14 protein-coding genes are annotated in these 18,952 nt (G+C 68.5%); 5 read left to right on the top strand and 9 right to left on the bottom strand.

Annotated elements, in window-relative coordinates; all coding sequences use genetic code 11:
- Together AP428_RS15975 and AP428_RS15970 are read right to left on the bottom strand one after the other, a co-directional pair.
- Positions 1-698: HAMP domain-containing protein (locus AP428_RS15975; RefSeq protein ID WP_156349323.1), on the bottom strand; the 698-nt coding region annotated here is incomplete at its 3' end.
- Positions 695-1,435 (bottom strand): response regulator, encoded by a 741-nt coding sequence (locus tag AP428_RS15970; RefSeq protein WP_006480534.1) that lies wholly within the window; start codon positions 1,433-1,435, stop codon positions 695-697. The genes AP428_RS15975 and AP428_RS15970, both read right to left, overlap by 4 nt.
- Positions 1,436-1,670: 235 nt before the next feature.
- Here AP428_RS15970 and AP428_RS15965 point away from each other — a divergent pair, with 235 nt between their 5' ends.
- A complete protein-coding gene (locus AP428_RS15965) occupies positions 1,671-2,252 on the top strand; it encodes a thioredoxin family protein (protein ID WP_011546937.1) in 582 nt (193 codons plus the stop codon).
- A gap of 52 nt (positions 2,253-2,304) precedes the next feature.
- On the opposite strand, the gene AP428_RS15960 is transcribed toward AP428_RS15965, so the two are convergent.
- Positions 2,305-2,943 (bottom strand): FMN-binding negative transcriptional regulator, encoded by a 639-nt coding sequence (locus tag AP428_RS15960; protein ID WP_011546936.1) that lies wholly within the window; start codon positions 2,941-2,943, stop codon positions 2,305-2,307.
- A 123-nt stretch (positions 2,944-3,066) separates the two neighbouring features.
- Between AP428_RS15960 and AP428_RS15955 the strand changes: the two genes are divergently transcribed.
- Entirely contained in the window at positions 3,067-4,575 is a 1,509-nt protein-coding gene (locus tag AP428_RS15955) for a PLP-dependent aminotransferase family protein (RefSeq protein ID WP_011546935.1), read from the top strand.
- A 124-nt stretch (positions 4,576-4,699) separates the two neighbouring features.
- Positions 4,700-6,931: a penicillin-binding protein 1A gene (locus AP428_RS15950; RefSeq protein WP_011546934.1), complete on the top strand. Its 2,232-nt coding sequence runs from the start codon at positions 4,700-4,702 to the stop codon at positions 6,929-6,931.
- A gap of 34 nt (positions 6,932-6,965) precedes the next feature.
- Here AP428_RS15950 and add read toward each other — a convergent pair whose 3' ends face one another.
- Both add and AP428_RS15940 read right to left on the bottom strand, forming a co-directional pair.
- Positions 6,966-8,066 carry an adenosine deaminase gene (add, locus tag AP428_RS15945; protein ID WP_011546933.1) on the bottom strand — a complete coding sequence of 367 codons (1,101 nt, stop codon included), beginning with the start codon at positions 8,064-8,066 and terminating at the stop codon, positions 6,966-6,968.
- Positions 8,067-8,111: 45 nt separating this feature from the next.
- Positions 8,112-9,461, bottom strand: coding sequence for an NCS2 family permease (locus AP428_RS15940; RefSeq protein ID WP_011546932.1), 1,350 nt, complete (start codon positions 9,459-9,461; stop codon positions 8,112-8,114).
- A 94-nt stretch (positions 9,462-9,555) separates the two neighbouring features.
- Here AP428_RS15940 and AP428_RS15935 point away from each other — a divergent pair, with 94 nt between their 5' ends.
- Complete coding sequence (locus AP428_RS15935; RefSeq protein ID WP_041489350.1) at positions 9,556-10,464, top strand: LysR family transcriptional regulator; 909 nt, start codon at positions 9,556-9,558, stop codon at positions 10,462-10,464.
- A gap of 34 nt (positions 10,465-10,498) precedes the next feature.
- On the opposite strand, the gene AP428_RS15930 is transcribed toward AP428_RS15935, so the two are convergent.
- From AP428_RS15930 to AP428_RS15915, 4 genes are all read right to left on the bottom strand, one after another.
- A complete protein-coding gene (locus tag AP428_RS15930) occupies positions 10,499-11,551 on the bottom strand; it encodes a nucleoside hydrolase (protein WP_011546930.1) in 1,053 nt (350 codons plus the stop codon).
- 10 nt (positions 11,552-11,561) lie between these two features.
- The gene (locus AP428_RS15925; RefSeq protein ID WP_011546929.1) at positions 11,562-12,674 is read right to left on the bottom strand and encodes a porin; all 1,113 of its coding nucleotides are present in this window, start codon (positions 12,672-12,674) and stop codon (positions 11,562-11,564) included.
- A gap of 161 nt (positions 12,675-12,835) precedes the next feature.
- Complete coding sequence (locus AP428_RS15920) at positions 12,836-14,161, bottom strand: L,D-transpeptidase (RefSeq protein ID WP_011546928.1); 1,326 nt, start codon at positions 14,159-14,161, stop codon at positions 12,836-12,838.
- A gap of 397 nt (positions 14,162-14,558) precedes the next feature.
- Positions 14,559-15,977, bottom strand: a complete 1,419-nt coding sequence (locus tag AP428_RS15915; RefSeq protein WP_011546927.1) for an MFS transporter — start codon at positions 15,975-15,977, stop codon at positions 14,559-14,561.
- Between the two features lie 456 nt (positions 15,978-16,433).
- On the opposite strand from AP428_RS15915, the gene AP428_RS15910 reads away from it, so the two are divergent.
- The gene (locus tag AP428_RS15910) at positions 16,434-18,896 is read left to right on the top strand and encodes a DUF3772 domain-containing protein (RefSeq protein ID WP_011546926.1); all 2,463 of its coding nucleotides are present in this window, start codon (positions 16,434-16,436) and stop codon (positions 18,894-18,896) included.
- The last annotated feature ends 56 nt before the right edge of the window (positions 18,897-18,952 follow it).

The following is an 18,952-nucleotide window of genomic DNA, read 5'->3' as shown; positions in this document are numbered from 1 at the left end:
ATGCGCTCGGCCATGTACTGCGCGATGCGGTCCTGCATCGCGTTGAAGGCCCGCGCGGCGCGCGCGACTTCCGACGGCCCGTCTTCGTTCAGCCGCTCGCCCTTCAGGTCGGGGCCGAGCGCGTCGGCCGCCTGCGCGAGCTGCTTGAGCGGCCGCGTCGCGAGCCGCACCGCGAGCCAGCAGCACGCGGCCAGCACCGCGAGCTGCACCACGAGCACGGCCGGCAGCCAGCCCGACAGCGGCACCGTCGACATCGGATGGATGTCGATCGTCAGCGGCGACCCGTCGGTCAGCCGCAGATGCACCTGCAGATGTTCGCGGTCGCCGGGGATCGAATTCGCGGTCAGCGGATAGTCGCCGCCGATGCCGTCCGAGATCGAGCGCTCGACGCGCGCCGACAGCCGCGCTTCCGGCGGCGTGCCGGTCTGGCCCGGCCCGAGGATGAACGCATAGCTGCGCCGCGCGAGACGCGGCAGCCATGCGGTGCGCTCGGCGGGCGGCAGATGGTCGAGCAGCGCGACCGAGCTGGCGACCTCGCGTTCGATGTAGCCCATCATCAGGTTCGTGGTCGCCTGGTCGCGCTCGGTCACGGTGAGCCAGAACGACAGCGTCTGCGCGAGCGCCAGGCCCACGCACAGGATCAGCGCGAGCCGCGCGAACAGCGAACGCGGCCAGTGCCACGGCGCGCGCGCGCTCATGGCGTACCGTCGACGGCGGTCACGGCCGACGAGAACACGTAGCCCTCGTTGCGCAGCGTCTTGATGTAGCGCGGCTCGCGCGCGCCGTCGCGCAGGCGCTGGCGCAGCCGGCTCACGAGCAGGTCGATCGAGCGGTCGAACGGGTCGGACTGGCGCCCTTGCGTGAGGTTGAGCAACTGGTCGCGCGTCAGCACGCGCTGCGGGTTGTCGAGGAACACGCGCAGCAGCCGGTATTCGGCACCGCTCAGCGCGACCAGCGTGCCTTCGGTGTCCAGCAGATGGCGCCCGGTCGTATCGAGCTGCCATTCGCCGAACGCGAGCAGTGCGGCCGTTTCCGTCACCTGCATGCCGGGCGGCAGCATGCGCGCGCGGCGCAGCACCGAGCGGATTCGCGCGAGCAGCTCGCGCACCGCGAACGGCTTGGCCAGGTAGTCGTCGGCGCCCATCTCGAGGCCGATGATGCGATCGGTTTCCTCGCCGCGCGCGGTCAGCATCAGCACCGGCACCGTGCGGAACTTGCCGGCGCGCAGGTCGCGGCACAGCGTCAGGCCGTCCTCGCCGGGCAGCATCAGGTCGAGGACGATCAGGTCGGGCGCGCCGTCATCCAGCGCGTTGCGCATCTCGCGGCCGTTCGCGGCCAGCGACACGCGCATGCCGTTCTTCTCCAGGTAGTCCGCGATCAGTTCGCGGATCGCGCGATCGTCGTCGACGATCAGCACGTGGTCGATCTTGTCCATGAGTCGTTGCCGGTATCGGTGTCGGGGTTCGGGCGGGGGCGATGTCCGCTGTTATACCGCACGGCGGGCACGCGTTTGTATCCCAATGTATCGCGCCAGCGTGGCGACACACAACGTTGCACATGCGCGGCGCGCCGGACACATCGCAGATACGTCGGCGCCGCCTAATGGGGCCTGTCGAAACCCGTCGGGCCGCCGCCCTCGCGCCGCGGCCCGCAAAGATCAGGAGAACGCCATGCTGCCCCGCCTCAAGACCGCCGCCCTCGTCATCGCCCTCGCCGCCACGGCGGGGCTCGCCGCCTTCGCCGGCACCCGCGACGACGCGGGCGTGCAGGCATCGCCGGCCGGCATGACGGCGCCCGCTTTCACCGGCATCGACCGCTGGCACAACAGCGCGCCGCTGACGCTCGACCAGTTGCGCGGCAAGGTCGTGCTCGTCGATTTCTGGACGTATTCGTGCATCAACTGCATTCATACGATCCCGTACGTGAACGACTGGTATCGGAAGTATCGCGACCAGGGGCTCGTCGTGGTCGGCGTGCATACGCCGGAATATCCGTTCGAGCGCGACGCGGGCAACGTCGCCGATGCGATCAGGCGCTTCGATATCCGCTATCCGGTCGCGCAGGACAACCGCTACGACACGTGGCGCGCGTACGGGAATCAGTACTGGCCCGCGCTGTACCTGATCGATGCGAACGGCAAGATCGTCTATACGCGTTATGGCGAAGGCGGGTACGACAAGACGGAGGCGGCGATTCGGGGGGCACTCACGCAGGCAGGGGAAGGGATGAAGAGTGCGACGCGCACGCAGTGACCTGGGCGGCGAGCGGGCGCGATACTGGCCCGCGCCCGCTCGCGTCACGCGCTCATTCGCGCTTCGCGTCGGCCTCCGCCAGCATCGCCTCCCCGATCACGAGCTTCCCGTCCGCGACCAGCGCTTCGCCTGCGCCGCGAATATCGGCCTCGGCCTTGTTCTGCCCGAGCTTGCGCTTGCCGACGAGCCGCGTGATCTCGATCTGCAGCCCGACGATCGCTTGCAGCATCGTGTCGATGTAGTCGGGCGGCGCGTCGCCCATTTTCCACGGCACCGGCTGCGACGCCTCATGCGTACGCGTTAGCCGTGCGACCACGCCGCGCACGAACTTCTCGTCGTCGCGCACCGTGATGCGGCCGTGCGCATGCACGACCCGGTAGTTCCACGTCGGCACCTGCCGATGCGCGACGTGCTTGCTCGGATACCAGTTCGGCGAGATGTATGCGTCGCCGGCGCGGAAGATCACGAGCACCTCGTCGCCGTCCGCGACGTCCTGCCAGACCGGATTCGCCCGCGCGACGTGCGCGTGCAGTTCGCCGAGCCCGCCGTCGTCGGGCATCAGTTCGAACGGAATGTGGTTCGCGTCGAGCCCGTTCTTGCCGCGCGTGATCAGGCTGCCGAACGGATGCTGCACGATCAGTTCGCGCAGCGCGTCGGGGTTGGGTTCGTTGAAATCGGCGGGGACGTACATGTCGGCTCCACGGTCGTGCGGGGTGGGAAATGGCGAGGGTGCTAGCCCGTCATGGTTCGATTGTGATCTCAAACTGGTTTATCCTGTAGAGCCGGTTTGAAACAATTTCAGCAGACCAGAATCATGGCAAGAACGGCCCGGATCGTCGAAATCCCGTCGCTCGGCGTGCTCGACCGCGCGGCCGGCGACCTGAGCCGCCAGCTCGCGCAGGCGCTGCGCGACGCGGTGCGCCGCGGCGACGTCCGGCCCGGCGATACGCTGCCTTCCACGCGGCTGCTGGCAGCATCACTGCACGTGGCGCGCGGCACCGTCGTCGACGCGTACGCGCAGCTCATCGCCGAAGGCTTTCTCGAATCGCGCGGCGGCGCGGGCACGCGGGTCGCGAATGCGCTCGCGGAACCATCGCCCGGCAACACTTCGGAATCGCCCACGCCGCGCGTGGACCCGGCGCGCCACGCCCTGCCCGAACCGGCCGCCGCCTTCGCGCGGCTCGCCCGCGAATTCAGCCCGCTGCCGGCGATGCCGTTCGCGATCTCGGTGCCGCTCGGCCTCACCGCGCCCGACGACATCTGGCGCCGGCTCGGCAACCGCCTGCGCGCCCGCGGCGCCGGCGCGCCGTCCGGCTATGCCGATCCGCAAGGCGCGCTGCCGCTGCGCGAAGCGATCGCCGACTACGTGCGCCGGTCGCGCTCGGTGCGCTGCGATGCCGGCCAGGTCGTGATCACGAGCGGCACGCAGCAGGGGCTGCATCTCGCGAGCCAGGTGCTGCTCGGCGCAAACGACCGCGCATGGGTCGAGAATCCGGCCTATCGCGGCATCACCGCGCTGCTCGAAAGCACCGGGCGGCGCGATGCGATGGTGCGCGTGCCGGTCGACGCCGACGGCCTCGACGTCGACGCCGGCATCCGCGTCGCGCCCGATGCGCGCGCCGCATTCGTCACGCCGTCGCATCAGTACCCGCTCGGCATGCCGCTGAGCATGGCGCGGCGCAATGCGCTGCTGGCATGGGCGCGCACGCACCGCGCATGGATCGTCGAGGACGACTACGACAGCGAGCTACGCTACGAAGGCTACCCATTCCCGTCGCTGCAGGGCCTCGCGCCCGATCGCGTGATCTATCTCGGCACCTTCAGCAAGATCCTGTTTCCGTCGCTGCGGCTCGGCTACGTGATCGCGCCCGACGATCTCGTGCCTGCGTTCTGCGGCGCGCGCGTGCTGATGGACCGCCACGCGCCGACCGCCGACCAGCACGTGCTCGCCGCGTTCATCGCCGAAGGACATCTCGATCGCCACATCCGCCGCGTGCGCGGCGTCTATGCGGAACAGCGCGCGGCGCTGATCGACACGCTCGGCGCGCGGCTGCCGCGCGAGCGCGCATGGGTACAGCCGGGCGACCAGGGGATGCACGTCGTGCTGTGGCTCGCGGCAGGCATCGACGATCTCGACGTGGTCGCGCGCGCCGCCCAGGCCGGTGTCGCGGTGCGTGCGGTGTCGCCGATGTTCGCGCCCGGCACCGCGCGCCCCGGGCTCGTGCTCGGCTTCGGCGGGTTCGGCCGCGCGCAGATGGAAGCGGCCGCGCAGCGGCTCGCGGACGTGGTTTCGTCGGTGGAATCGCGGCCCCGCGCACGGTAAAAGGTTGGCGGCGGGCAACAAACGTAATCGTCTGTAAATCCTGCAAGCAAACGGCCGTTTCCGCGGCCCGCGCGCGGATTCCGTTTGCTAGGATCGCGCGTCTTCCCTCCGCGCTCCTGCCGCCTTGAACCACTTCGTGCCGTTTCTCCGAGACGCGTGGCTCCGTTGCCGCGCCCGTGTCACGCCGCTCGCCGCCGCGTGCCGCACGCGCGTCCGCGCGCTGGGCGCGGGCATGCTCCACCGCCTGCGCCATCCGACCCGGCGCGGCGTCGCGCTGACGCTTGCCGCGATCCCGGTGCTGGGTCTGCTCGTCCTGCTCGCGTTCGTTCCGTTCACGCCGAGCATCGGCGACATCCGCAAGGCGCGCATCGACCGCCCCGCGCGCGTGCTGTCGGCCGACGGCCAGCTGATCGCCGAATTCCGGCCGGTAAACCGCGAATGGGTGCCGCTCAAGCAGATCTCGCCGCACATGATCGATGCGCTGATCGCGACCGAGGACCACCGCTTCTACGCGCATCACGGCATCGACTGGCGCCGCACGCTCGCGGCCGGCCTGCATACGTTCTCGGGCGACCGGCAGGGCGGCTCGACGATCACGCAGCAGCTGGCGCGCAACCTGTATCCCGACGAAGTCGGCCGCGCGCCGACGCTCACGCGCAAGGTGAAGGAGCTGATCACCGCGTTCAAGATCGAAGCGGTGTACAGCAAGGACGAGATTCTCGAAACCTACCTGAACACGGTGCCGTTCCTGTACAACGCGTACGGCGTCGAAATGGCCGCGCGCACCTACTTCGGCAAGTCGGCGGACCAGCTCGACCTCACGGAAAGCGCGACGCTCGTCGGGATGCTGAAGGGCAACAGCTACTACAACCCGGTGCTGAATCCGGAACGCGCGGTCCAGCGGCGCAACGTCGTGCTCGGCCGGATGGCGCAGATGGGCATGCTGTCGCCGCAGCAGTTCGCGAAACTGCAGCGCCAGCCGCTGCGCGTCGACTTCGAACCGCAGACGTCACAGCCCGGTCTCGCGCCGCATTTCGCGGTGCAACTGCGCAAGTGGCTGATCGCGTGGGCCGACCGCAACAACTATGATCTCTACTCCGACGGCCTCGTCGTGCGCACGACGCTCGATGCGCGGCTGCAGGACATGGCCACGCAGGCGCTGACGCGGCAGACCGAACGGCTGCAGGCGATCGCCGACGGCGCATGGCGCGGGCCGTCCGGCTGCGGGCTGCGCAACGACCTGTTCCGCGGCTTCATGCGTCAGACACCGGAGTATCGGCAGGCCCGCGACACCGGGCTCGCCGACGTGGTTGCGCTGAAGCAGCTCGGCGCGAATCGCGAATTCGTGCGGGCGCTGTGCGAGCGCAAGACGCAGGTGCAGGCCGGCTTCGTCGCGATCGATCCGCGCAACGGCGCGATCCGTGCGTGGGTCGGCAGCCCCGATTTCGGCAGCGAGCCGTTCGATCATGTGGTACAGGCACGGCGTCAGCCGGGTTCGACGTTCAAGCCGTTCGTCTATGGCGCCGCGTTCGCGGACGGCATGCGGCCGAGCGACACGTTCGTCGACGGCCCCGTCGCGATCCCGATCGACGGCCGCGCCGTGTGGTGGCCGACCGATGCGGAGCCGCCGACCGGCGCGCCGATGACGCTGCGCGACGGGCTGGCGCTGTCGCGCAACCGCATCACCGCGCAGGTCATGCAGCGGGAAGGCGCGGCGAAGGTCGCGCAGCTTGCCCGCGCGATGGGCGTGCGCGACAGCCCGCTCGACGCGGTGCCGTCGCTCGCGCTCGGCACGAGCCCGGTCACGCTGAAAGAGATGGTGTCCGCGTACGGCACGATCGCGAATCGCGGCGTGTACGTCGCGCCGCAGATGATCACGCGCATCGAGGATCGCGACGGCAAGGTGCTCGCCGCATTCGGCAGCGCGCCGCCGGAACGCGCGCTGTCGGCGCCCGCCGCACTGACGCTCGTCGACGCGATGCGCGGCGTCGTCGATTACGGGACCGGCGCGGACATCCGCTCGCGCTACGGGATTCGCATCGACGTCGCGGGCAAGACCGGCACGACGCAGGACAACACCGACGGCTGGTTCATCCTGATGCATCCGCAACTGGTGGCCGGCGCGTGGGTCGGCTTCGACGACGGCAGCGTGACGCTGCGCAGCGACTACTGGGGCGCGGGCGCGCACAGTGCGCTGCCGATCGTCGGGTCGTTCTACGATGCGGCGCTGCGCGCGCGGGCAATCGATCCGCATGTGCAGTTCTCGCCCGATTTCCGGCCACGCAGCGCGCCAGCGCCGAAGCGGCGCGCGCCGCAGCATTCAGGCCTGTTCGACTGGCTGCGCTTCTTCCGATGATCGTGCCGGCGGCGGGCTGAGCCAGGAAACGCGTTCAGCCCGCCGCGAGCGTTGCGGCGAGCGCATCGAACTCCGGCGCCCATGCCGCACGCCACGCGGCTTTCGTCGCGTCGTCGACCCATGCGCCGTCGATCCCGTTCAGCATGAACTGCTTCAGGTCGGCCACGGTGAAGCCGAAATGGCTGAACATCAACTCCCACGCTTCCGACGGGTTCACCTTGTGCAGCGTCGGATCGTCGGTGTTCGGATGGATCTTCAATCCGAGCCCCGGCATCTTGCGCATCGGATGCAGTTCCGCCCATTGCTCCGGCGGCAGCGTGCGCAGGTAGTACGAATTCGTCGGCACGACGGTGAAGACGATCCCGCGCTCCGCATAGCGCGCGCACAGCTCGGGGTTGTCGACGATCGTATAACCGTGATCGACGCGATCGACCTGCAGCAGATCGACGGCCGTCTCGACGTTACGCCACGGCATTCCGAACTCGCCCGCATGCGCGGTCGTGCGGAAGCCGGCCGCGCGCGCGTTGCGGTACGCCTTCCAGAACAGTTCAGGCGGCCGGTCGTTCTCGCGATAGTCGATGCCGAGCCCCGCGACTTCGTCCGCGCGATTCGCCTTCATCCATTCGACGATCGCAACCGCTTCGTCGGGGTCCTGCTCACGGTCGATGCTCGGAATCAGGCGCGCGCCGATCCCGAAATCGCGTGCGGCGTCCCGGATCGCCGTCACGATCGCGGCCTGCGCGTCCGGATACGCGATGCCCGATACGCGCACCGTTCCCGTCGGATTCCAGAAGAATTCAGCATGCCGCACGTTGTGCGCGGCCGCGTCTTCCAGATATTCGTATGCGATCCGCCGCAGGTCGTCGGGTTGCGTCAGCAGATATTTATCCAGCGCGCGCAGCACGTGCAGCACGCCGACCGGTTTCTCGCCGCGCGCGTAGAACCCGTCGATCTCCGCGCGCTCGATCGGCGCGCCGCTGCGTTCGGCGAGCGCGACGAACGTGTCGTGCCGCACCGCGCCGAGCAGGTGGCAATGCAGTTCGACCTTCGGCAGCGCGCGGAAGAAGGCTCGATGCGCGGGCGTGATCTCGATGCCCGTGCGCGCGGCCGGGACATTGCCTGGTGTTCCCTTCATGTCAGTCTCTTTTTCCGTAGTGCGATGCGTCGCGCAAGCCGTCTCTCAGTGCGGCTTCACGACGGTCCAGAAGTAATAGCCGAGCGGAATCGCGAGCACGACGAGCCCCCACGACACGTCGCGCCAGCGGCCGGCCAGCAGCTTGACGAGCACGTAGCACAGCAGCCCGCCCGCGATGCCGGTGCCGAAGCTGTTCGACATCAGCGTGAGCAGCACCATCGACATCACGGGCAGCGCATCGGTGAAGTCGTCGAAATGCGTATGGCGGATCGTCGCGAACATCGACAGTCCGATCAGGATCAGCGCCGGCGCGGTGGCCTCCTTCGGAATCGCGAGCGCGACCGGCACGAACAGCAGCATCGCGGCGAACAGCACGGCCGCGGCCAGCGACGACAGCCCGCTGCGGCCGCCCGCCTCGACGCCGGCCGCCGATTCAATCAGCGCGGTCAGCGCGGGAATGCCGAACACCGGCCCGAGCGTCGCGGCGAGCGAATCGACGAGGAACGGCCGGTTGATGTTCGGCAGGTTGCCCTGTTCGTCGAGCAGGTTCGCCTTCGCGCCGACCGCGAGCGCGGTGCCGAGCGTCGAGAAGAATTCCGCCGCGAAGAACGCGAACAGGTACGGCGCGGCGGCCAGGCTCAACGCGCTGCCGATATCGAGCTTGAACGCGATCGGCGCGATGCTGTGCGGCAGCGACATGAACGACGCAGGCAGGTGCGTGACGCCGAGCGGCACGCCGGCCGCGGCCGCGACGAGGATCGCGATCAGGATCGCGCCGGGCACCTTGCGGGCCTGCAGCACGATCGCGACCGCGAGACCGATCAGCGCGACCAGCGCGCCCGGCCGCGAGAAGTCGCCGAGCGCGAACGCGTTGGTCTTCGCGTTCGCGACGACCATCCCCGCATTGCGCAGCCCGAGCATCGTGACGAACAGCCCGATCGACGCACCGAGCCCGAGCTTGATCTGCACCGGGATCAGCCGCACCACGACGCCGCGCGCGCCGAGGATCGTCAGCAGGAAGAACAGCACGCCCGACACGCACGCGATGCCGAGGCCCGTCTGCCAGCCGACGTGCTCGGTCGTCGCGAGCGTCACGCCGATGATCACCGAGCCGCCGATACCGGGGCCGACGAGGAACGGCAGGTTCGCGTAGAGCCCCATCAGCGTGGTGAACAGCACGAACACGACGATCGTCGCGGTCGTCGCCGCGCCGCGCTCCATGCCGCCCGTCGCGAGCAGCGACGGGATCACGACGAGCAGGTACGCGGCCGCGAGAAACGACGTGACGCCCGCGATCGTCTCGGTGCGCACGCTCGTGCCGCGCGCGGCGAGCGCGAAGCGTCGTTCGAGCCAGTTGGCCGGCGTGCGCGCCGGCATCGTGTCAGTCGCTGACATGGTGGTTCTCCCGTGATTCCGAATATTGTCCTGTGTCGGTTCGTGCAGCGCGGTCTTATACTGCCGCGTACCGCATCCCGACCGCTATTACCCGATGTCCGACCGCTCGTCGCTGCTCCCCGCGCTCACGCTGCGGCAGGTCCAGCACTTCGTCGTCCTTGCGCATGCGCGCAGCTTCACGCAGGCCGCGCTGGCGCTGTCGCTCACGCAGCCCGCGCTCACCGCGTCGATCCGCCAGATCGAATTCCTGCTCGGCGGCCGCCTGTTCGCCCGCAGCGCGCACCGGCTCACGCTCACCACCGCCGGCGAAGCCGTGCTGCCGCTCGCCGAACGCCTGCTCAACCAGGCGCGCGGCACCTTCGACGACATGACGCGGCTCATCGGCGAACGCATCCAGACCGTGCGCATCGCGTTCATCCCGTCGGTCGCGGGCCGCCTGCTGCCCGCGCTCAACGCACTGCGCGGCACCCATCCGACGCTGCGCTTCACGCTCACCGATCTGCCGAACAGCGCGCTCGTCGAAGCGGTGCGCGACGGCGTCGCGGATCTCGGCATCGGCGTGCGCGAACCCGACGGCGACGACGGCACGCTGCGCTACCAGCAGCTGTTCGAGGACGAGATCGTGATCGTCGTGCGGCACGACGATCCGCTCGCCCGCGCGAAGAGCGTCACGTGGGCGAAGCTGGTCGATCGCGAACTCGCGGTATTCGTGCGCGGCAGCGTCAGCGAATCGCTGCATCGCACCGGCGGCGCCGAAAAGCTGCGCCTGAACGTCACGTACCGGATGGAATACACCGAGCCGCTCTACGCGCTCGCGCGCAACGGCCTCGCGACCGCCGTGCTGCCGAGTCTCTACACGATGCATCTGCACGATCCCGAACTCGTCGCGCTGCGCGTCGACAAACCGCGCGTCACGCGTGCGATCTCGCTGATCTCGCTCGCCGCCGACGATCGCGGCCCGCACGTGCGCGCGTGCCGTGAATGGATTGCGAAGCAGATCTGATTACGTTCGCGGTCCGCCGGGTGGCTGCCCATGTTCAGGGCAGCTTCGCAATCCGTTCGACGAGTGCTGCGTAGAACCGGTCCGCATCGACCTCGTTGATCCATGTCGCATTCGCCGCACGGCCGCTGCGCCCGTTCCAGTCGACGACGGTCTCGCCAAGCGTCCACTGCCCGGTCGTCTCGACCACCACGTTCACCTTGCGGCCGCCGAACAGCGTCGGATCGACGAGATAGCCGACGGCCGTCGGGTCGTACATCGGCGCGTCTTCAACGCCGCGCCGCTTCTTGTTGTAGGCGAGCTCGGCCTCCATGATGTCCGCGACGATCGCGCCGCAGCGGTTGCCGAGCGCACGGAACGGCGCGACGCGGGCCGGCGTGATCGGCGCCTTCACCGCGACGTCGCGCGGCAGCACGACGATCGGCACGCCGCTGCCGAATACGACTTCGGCCGCCTGCGGATCGACGTAGACGTTGAACTCGGCGGCCGGCGTGATGTTGCCGCGCTCGAAGAACGCACCGCCCATCAGCACGATCTCGCGCAGCGCGGCGCGAATCTGCGGCGCTTCGACCAGCGCGGTCGCGATGTTCGTCAGCGGGCCGAGCGCGCACAGCGTCACGCTGTTCGGCGCCGCGCGGCTCAGCGTATCGACGAGGTACGACACCGCGTGGCCGGCGGCGAGCGGCGCGCGCGGCGCGTGCAGTTCGACGCCTTCCAGCCCCGTCTTGCCGTGCACGTTCGCGGCCGTCACGAGCTCGCGCACGAGCGGTCGCGGGCAGCCCGCATACACCGGCAGCGCGTTCGTGCGGCCGGCCCAGTCGCGGATGATCCGCGCATTGCGTTCGGTGAGGTCGAGCGGCACATTGCCGGCCACGGCCGTCAGCGCGCGCACGTCGAGCCGGTCCTGCGCGCCGAGCGCGAACAGGATCGCGATGGCGTCGTCCTGCCCCGGATCGGTATCGATGATCACCGTGCGGCGCGCGGCGTCGCCGCCAGCCGCGAATGCGCCCGTTTCGGGCAGCAGCGCGGTGCCGGCCAGCGCGGCGGACAGTTTCAGGAACGTGCGGCGGGATGCGATCGGATGGGTCATGGTCGGGGGCTCAGAACACGTGCCGCACGCCGAGCGTCGCCATCATCTGGCGCGTGCCGGTCGAACGCGCATACGCGAAGATCTGCGCATGATCCGCGTCGCCGGCCGCCTGCTGCGCGATCACAGTCAGCGCGACGTCGGTGCGTTTGGACAGGAAGTAGTCGGCCTGCAGGTTCACCTGATGCCATTTCGGACGCTTGTCGATCACGTCGTACTTGCCGTTCGTGAACGCGTACGCGGCGCCCAGAAAGAGCTGCGGCGTCATCGTGTAGACGACGTTCACGCCCAGGTTCTGCAGGTGCAGGTGCGAATTGTCGAGGTAATCGTAGCGTACGTCGGTGAACATCGCCGCGAACTGCGCGCGGCCGATCGTGTAGAAGCCGCCCGTGCCCGCGATCCGCTGCCGGCTCGCGTACGCGGCCGGCGACATCGCGCTCTTGCTGAAGATCAGCAGCGGCGACGCATAGTCGTTCGCGATCGCGCCGTCCTGGTTCGTCGCGCTGTACGGATGGTTGTACTGCGCATAAACCACGCTCCAGCGCAGCGGGCCACGCTCATAGCCGAGCCCGAAGCTGTACGCGCTGTTGTTCGCGAAACCGGTCGTATTGCTGAAGCCGTACAGCGCGGTGAACTTCAGCCCGTAGTAGACGGGGCTCACGTACTTCACCGAATGCTGCACGCGGATGTCGTTGTAGCCGTTGTCGTTGTCGCCGATGTTCACGCCGTTGCTCGCGATGATCACGGGCCCGATGTAGTCGTGGATCGCGTCGTACTGGCGGCCGAGCGTCAGCGCGCCGTAGGTGCGGTCGGCCAGGCCGACGTACGCCATGCGCCCGAACTCGCGGCCGTTCTGCGCGGCCGTGCCCGTCATCACGTTGAAGCCGTTCTCGAGCTGGAACACCGCGGACAGCCCCTGCCCGAGATCCTCCTTGCCCTTCAGCCCCCAGCGCGGGTTCTGGTTCGTGCCGGACAGCGCCTGCCACGCGTTCTTGCCGCCCTGGTTCGTCGCGAATCCGACACCGGCCGAGATGAGACCGTACAGCGTGATGCTGCTTTGCGCACCGGCATGGGTCGCGAAGGCGCCGAGCATCGCGAGCGGAGCGAGCTTGTAGAGAGTTTTCATGCGGGTCGTGTGGTCGGTGGTGGTCCAGGCGCGGCAGGGTTCCGCGAAACTGGACTCGACTATACGAACCCGGATCGGATAATAAAAGTTTGCTTTCCTTATATCTCAATAAAACGGATTTATTCTCATCTCCACGCCGCCCGCACCCGACGAACCGGCGCTCAGTCCGCCGTGTCGCCGCCCTTCGGCAGCTTCGACCACGCGCCGCGTCCCGGCAGCGGCGACCAGGCCGGGCGGGTCTTGCGGGCACTGTCGATCACGACCAGATAGCGACCCGCAATCGGCGTGATGTCGCGATCGCGACGCAGCACCCATAGCGACTTGCCGGCCTCGACGCGTGCCTGGTAGTCGTCGTCGAGCAGCCCGTGCTGGTCGAGGAACGTGTTCAGCGACGCGGGAATCCGCACGCAGCCCTTCGAGTGCCGAACGCCGAGCAGCGCTTCGAGCCGGTCGGGATCGGTCGCATGCATCTGGAAACGCATCGGTGACACGCCGCCCTTGCCCCAGCCGCGCTCGCCGTCCACCCAGCCGAAATCATAGATGCGCATGTCGCGGTGACCGTAGCCGCGAATGCCGTTCTCGTTCGTCGTGCCTTCCGCGCGGAAATCCATCGTGTCGGGCGAGTGATGGAACACGCCGAGCGGCGTCAGGAAATGGTCGTACTGGCCCGGCAGCCCGGTGCCGACCGGCGATGCGCCGATCATCAGCCACGCATTGGCCGGTGTCGCGCGAAAGTAGATGAACAGCGCCTGCACGTTCGGCGCGCGGTCCACCATCGCGACGTATTCGCCGGCGAGATCGCCGAGATCAGCATCGGCGAGCGCTTTCTGGAGGCGGTCGCCGTACGCGCGCTGCTCGCTCGCGGGCACGTTCAGGCGCCGCGTGACTTCCTGCGTGAAGCGCTTGCGCATGTCGAGCGCGCGCGCCGTCACGTTTTGCGCCTCCTCGGCCGACAACGGCGGATGCCGGCGCGGCGGCGTGGGCGGAGGCGGCTCGGCTTCGCTCGCGGGCGTGCCGGATGCGGCCGATGCAGGTGCGGCAGCTGATGCCGCCGATGCCGCGGACGCCGAGGAAGCGGCCGACGCACCGGATGCCGCGCTCGCGAATTCCGCGTGATTCGCGTGATTCGCGTGTGACGCCCCGGATGTCGGCGCAGCGGCCGATGCACCCGACACCGCATGCGCGGACGAAGCCGGATGCGTGCGAGAGGCCGCCGAAGCAGGCGACGCGACAGACGAGGATTGCACAGCAGACGACGGCGCATCGGACGCGGCAAAGGCAGGCCGTTCGGCGACAACGGAAATCGACACCGCGGCAGCGAGCCCCACGTATGCGGCGATTGCGCGGTTGAGGCAACGCGGCTGCGCAAAGCGCCGCGCCAGGTGGGAAAGAATCATAGGTTCGAAGCCATCGGCCGATCCGGCCGCCGCATGGTGCTGCTGCGAGCGGCGCATCTTCCGCGCAAGCCATCGACACGTCCGGCGCATCGCATGCGCCAGGCGCCGACGCCTCTTCGCGGTGGAGCCGTTCGCTGATGCAACGCGGGCACTCCGATGGCGGCTAATGAGTCGTCAGGCCCCCTATTTTACTCGTCGATACGCGAATCGGCCGCGGCCCGAAGCACGCTTTTACGGGGAATTGCGCTTCGTCACGCTTTGTTTCAACTCGTTTCCGCTTGCGTGTTCGCTGCGTGGCAGGCTGGCGTGTTGCGCGGTTTCGGCACACGTCCGAAGGCACGCAGGTTTCATCCGGCTCGAGCGTGTCGCCCTGTTTATGATCTGCATGACGAAGCATTTTTTGCGATCCGGCGCTCGGAAACCGGGGCCGCGCCCGCATCGCACGCATGCCGCACGAACCATGCGACACGCGTGCACACCGCGCCGACTACTTCGAGATGGTTTCGAGCGCGATGCCCTTCGTGCGCGGCCCCATCCATCCGATTGCAGCCATCACGACCACCATCGCGCCCGCGATGAACGCGAACACGCCGAACGTGCCGAAGCCCCGCAGCACGGCCGCGATCACGAACGACGAGAAGATCGCCGAGAAGCGGCTCCACGAATAGACGAAGCCGACGGCCCGCGCGCGAATCGACGTCGGGAACAACTCGGCCTGGTACGCGTGGAAGCTGTACGACATGATGTTGCTCGCGAGCGTGAGGCCGATGCCGAGCACGATCAGGAACGCCCCCACCGTCGTCTGGCTGAACAGCAGCCCGCAGACGACGATCGCCGCCGCCATCGCGACGATCACCGACTTGCGCTCGAAGCGGTCGGCGATCACGAGGCCGATCAGCGGGCCGATCGGCGCCGCGAGCGCGATCACGCTCGAATACATCAGACTCGACGTGATCGTGATGCCCTGCTTGATCAGCAGCGTCGGCACCCAGTTCGCGAAGCCGTAGAAGCCGACCGTCTGGAACACGTTGAAGATCGTCATCATGATCGTGCGGCTGCGATACGGCGGCACCCACATGTCGCGGAAGCTGCCGCGCGGCGGCACGGGTTCGGCCGGCGCGGGCGGCGGCAACGGTCGCCCGTATTCGGCTTCGACCTTCGCCTCCAGCGCGCGCATGATGCGGTCGGCCTCGTCGACCCGGCCCTGCTGCGCGAGCCAGCGCGGGCTTTCCGGCAGTTCGCGGCGAATCCACCACACGAACAGCGCGCCATGCGCGCCGATCAGCACGACCCAGCGCCAGCCGTCGAGGCCGAGCGGCGCGTGCGGCACCAGCAGGTAGGCGAGGAACGCGACCACCGGCACCGCGACGAACCCCACCGCCTGCTCGCACGCGAACGCGCGGCCGCGGATCTGCTTCGGCACGAGTTCGGAGATATAGGTGCCGATCGTCACCATCTCGACGCCGAGCCCGAGGCCGACGACGAAGCGCCAGAAGTTCAGCCCGGTCGCGGTGTCCTGGAACGCCATCACGACGTTCGCGGCCGTGTACCACAGCAGCGACCACGTGAAGATCGCGCGGCGGCCGAACCGGTCGGCGAGGAAGCCGCACGCGATCGTGCCGATGAAAAGGCCGGAGAACAGCGCGGCGATGAAGCTCGCGACGCCCGTGGTGCCGAACAGGCCGTGCGTCGTCGCGGACAGGATGCCGCTTTTCACGAGGCCCGGCGCGACGTAGCCGCTGTACAGCAGGTCGTAGAGTTCGAAGAAGAAGCCGAGGCTCAGCAGCACGACGAGCTTCCAGACGCTGCGCGTCGGCGGCAGGCGGTCGAGACGGGCCGAGATGGAGCCGGGGTCGATGGAGGGGGATGGGGCTTGTGCCTGCGGAAGGCTGTCCGTTGAGGCCATCTTGGGCGCGTCTCCTGATCGTGTCGTGTTGTGTCGCGTTGTGCGTCGTTCTCCGGCGGACGGCCGAACCGCCGCCGTGCGAATCGCTGCATTGTACCGGCACGCCCGTTCGGCGCATGGGCAAGCCGGCATGACGGCCGCGGCGGGCGCCGAAGCCGTTCGACGCCCCGTTTTCCCCCGGACATTGTGTAAATTGCGTAACCGTATGTCGAATACGGGAAGCGCGTCGGCGCGGCGTTCCCCGGCCGTTGGCCTCCGCTCGGGCCCCGCGCAGACCGGCAAGGACAAGCCTCCCCCGCTGTTTCGCGCAGGCGCGCGCCGCCCGAATCGCGGCGAAGGAGGACACGCAATCGGTACAACCACGCGTTCCGCGCCCCGGTAACATGCTACCGGGCCAACTACCGGCTTCCGGCTGCCTTTCGGCAACCGGCATTGTCGGCAAAACGTAAGCATTCCATGTCCATACAACGACTTTCCACGTACGCCCGCCGGATCGCGCTGATCGCGCTGCTGCAGTTCGCGGCGATCGCGACCGCGTCGGCCTTTCCGGCGGCAGCCTCCGCGCCCGTCGCGAGCGGCGTCGGCGCCGCCGCGCCGGCCATTTCCCTGCCCGACGCCATCGCGCAGCTCAAGCAGATGCAGGCCGAGCTGGACCGCATCAAGCAGCAGACTTCGACCGCGTCCAACAGCAAGGAGCTGGACGCGCTCGACGACTCGGCGCAAGAGCTGAGCACCGATGTCGCGAAACTGCAGAGCGATCTCACACCGCAACGTGCGCAGGTTCAGGCGCAGCTCGACGTGCTCGGGCCGGCGCCGGCCGAGGGCGCCGCGCCGGAAGCGCCGGCCGTCGCGAAGCAGCGCGCCGCGCTGGACGCGCGCAAGACGCAAATCGACGCCGCGCTGAAACAGGCCGCCGACCAGAAGACGAGCCTCACGAACCTGACCGAGCAGTTCGCGAAGCTGCACCGCAGCCTCCTGAAGAACCAGCTCGCGTTCCGTTCGGGCAGCATCTTCAGCGCGCAGTTCTGGTTGCCGCTGTTCCACCTGTCGCCGGACGATCGCCAGCGGCTCGAGGATTTCGACGACGAACTGTTCGACATGCTGCGCTCGTCGTGGGTGCCGGGGCAGCGGGCGATCACCACCGTGCTGCTGATCGCCGCATTCGCCGCCTGGCTCGGCGGCCGCCGGCTCATCGAGCGCGGGCTCGCGTGGATCGCGCTGAACCGCCTGCCGCCCACCCGCTTGCGCCGCAGCGCGCTGGCGCTGTCGACCGCCCTGTCGACCTTCCTCGCGACGGCCATCGCGATCCAGATCCTCTACCTCGCCGTTGCACGCCACTACGAGCTCACGCCGTCGCTGACCGACCTGTGGGACCAGTTCGCGAAGCTCGCCGCGACCTGCGCACTGATCGCCGGGCTCGGCCGCGCCCTGCTCTGCACGAAGCATCCGTCGTGGCGCCTGCCCGCGCTCGCCGATCCCGTCGCGCTCGCGATGAAGCCGTTCCCCAGCATCCTGGCCGGACTGCTGCTGGTATCCGGTACGCTCGAATCGATCAACCGGATCGTCGACACCAGCCTGTCGGTCACGCTGTTCGGTCGCGGCATCGTGTCGCTCGTCGTCGCGCTGACGGTCGGCGCGTCGCTGCTGCGCGCGAATCGTGCACGCAGCGCCCTCGCGGCGGCAGGCGAGGCACCGGAGCAGCGCTCGACGCTCGCCGGGCTGATCCATGCCGGCGTCACGCTCGCGATCGTCGCGTCGTTGATCGCACTCCTGATCGGTTACATCACGGTCGCGCGCTTCATCACGTACGAGCTCGTGTGGTTCGAGATCGTGCTGTGCGCGACCTACATCCTGATCCAGTTGACGCGCGACGCGAGCGAAAGCCTGTTCTCGTCGAGCCTGTCGACGGGCCAGCAGATCAAGCACCTGTTCGCACTCGAGGACCGCCACCTGGACCAGGCGCGCACGGTCCTGTCCGGCTTCGGCACGAGCCTGCTGATGCTGATCGCGGCGATCGCGCTGGTGACCGGCGGTTTCGGCACGACGCCGGGCGATCTGCTCGACAGCGCGGTCGCGATGATCGGCAGCCAGCGGCTGCAGAGCCTGAACATCATGCCCGACCGGATCTTGAACGCCGTGATCGGCTTCGCGATCGGGTTCTACCTGCTGCGCTCGCTGCGCCGCTGGCTCGACGGCGAATTCATGCCCGCGCTCGGCATGGATACGGGCATGCGCGTGTCGCTGATCACGCTGTTCACCAACGTCGGCTACGTGCTGCTCGTGCTGATGACACTCGGGCTGCTCGGCGTCAGGTGGAACAATCTCGCGTGGATCGTCAGTGCGTTGTCGGTGGGTATCGGTTTCGGTCTGCAGGAAATCGTGAAGAACTTCGTGTCGGGGCTGATCCTGCTGACCGAGCGCCCGGTGAAGGTGGGCGACATGGTCAGCATCGCGGGCGTCGAAGGCGACATCCGCCGCATCAACGTGCGCGCGACCGAAATTCAGCTGAGCGACCGCTCGACCGTGATCGTGCCGAACTCGCAATTGATCTCGCAGAACGTGCGCAACGTGACGATGGGCAACAGCACGCAGGGCGTCGCGACGCTGGTGCTGACGTTCCCGCTGAACACCGATCCGGAGCAGGTGCGCGACCTGCTGCTCGATGCGTATCGCGAGCACCCGGCGATTCTCGACAAGCCGGCGCCGTCGGTGACGTTCAGCCAGCTCGCGCCGGACGGGATCACGCTGAGCGTGACGGGTTACGTGTCGAGCCCGCGGATCGCGAGTTCGACGAAGAGCGATCTGCTGTTCGAGATCCTCAAGCAGTTGCGCGCGGCGGGGATCACGCTGTCGAGCCCGCAGATGCTGGTCGTGCAGAACATGCCGGCGAACGATGGTCCTACGCCGCACGAATCGTAAGCGCGCCATCGAGCGGGTACGCTCGCGATCGATCGGCGCGCCGCGCGCCCCGCAGT

Origin of the sequence: Burkholderia sp. E168m22 (assembly GCF_001319805.1) — a bacterium.
Taxonomy (GTDB): Bacteria; Pseudomonadota; Gammaproteobacteria; order Burkholderiales; family Burkholderiaceae; genus Burkholderia; species Burkholderia orbicola.
This window is presented reverse-complemented; position numbering and strand designations above follow the sequence as displayed.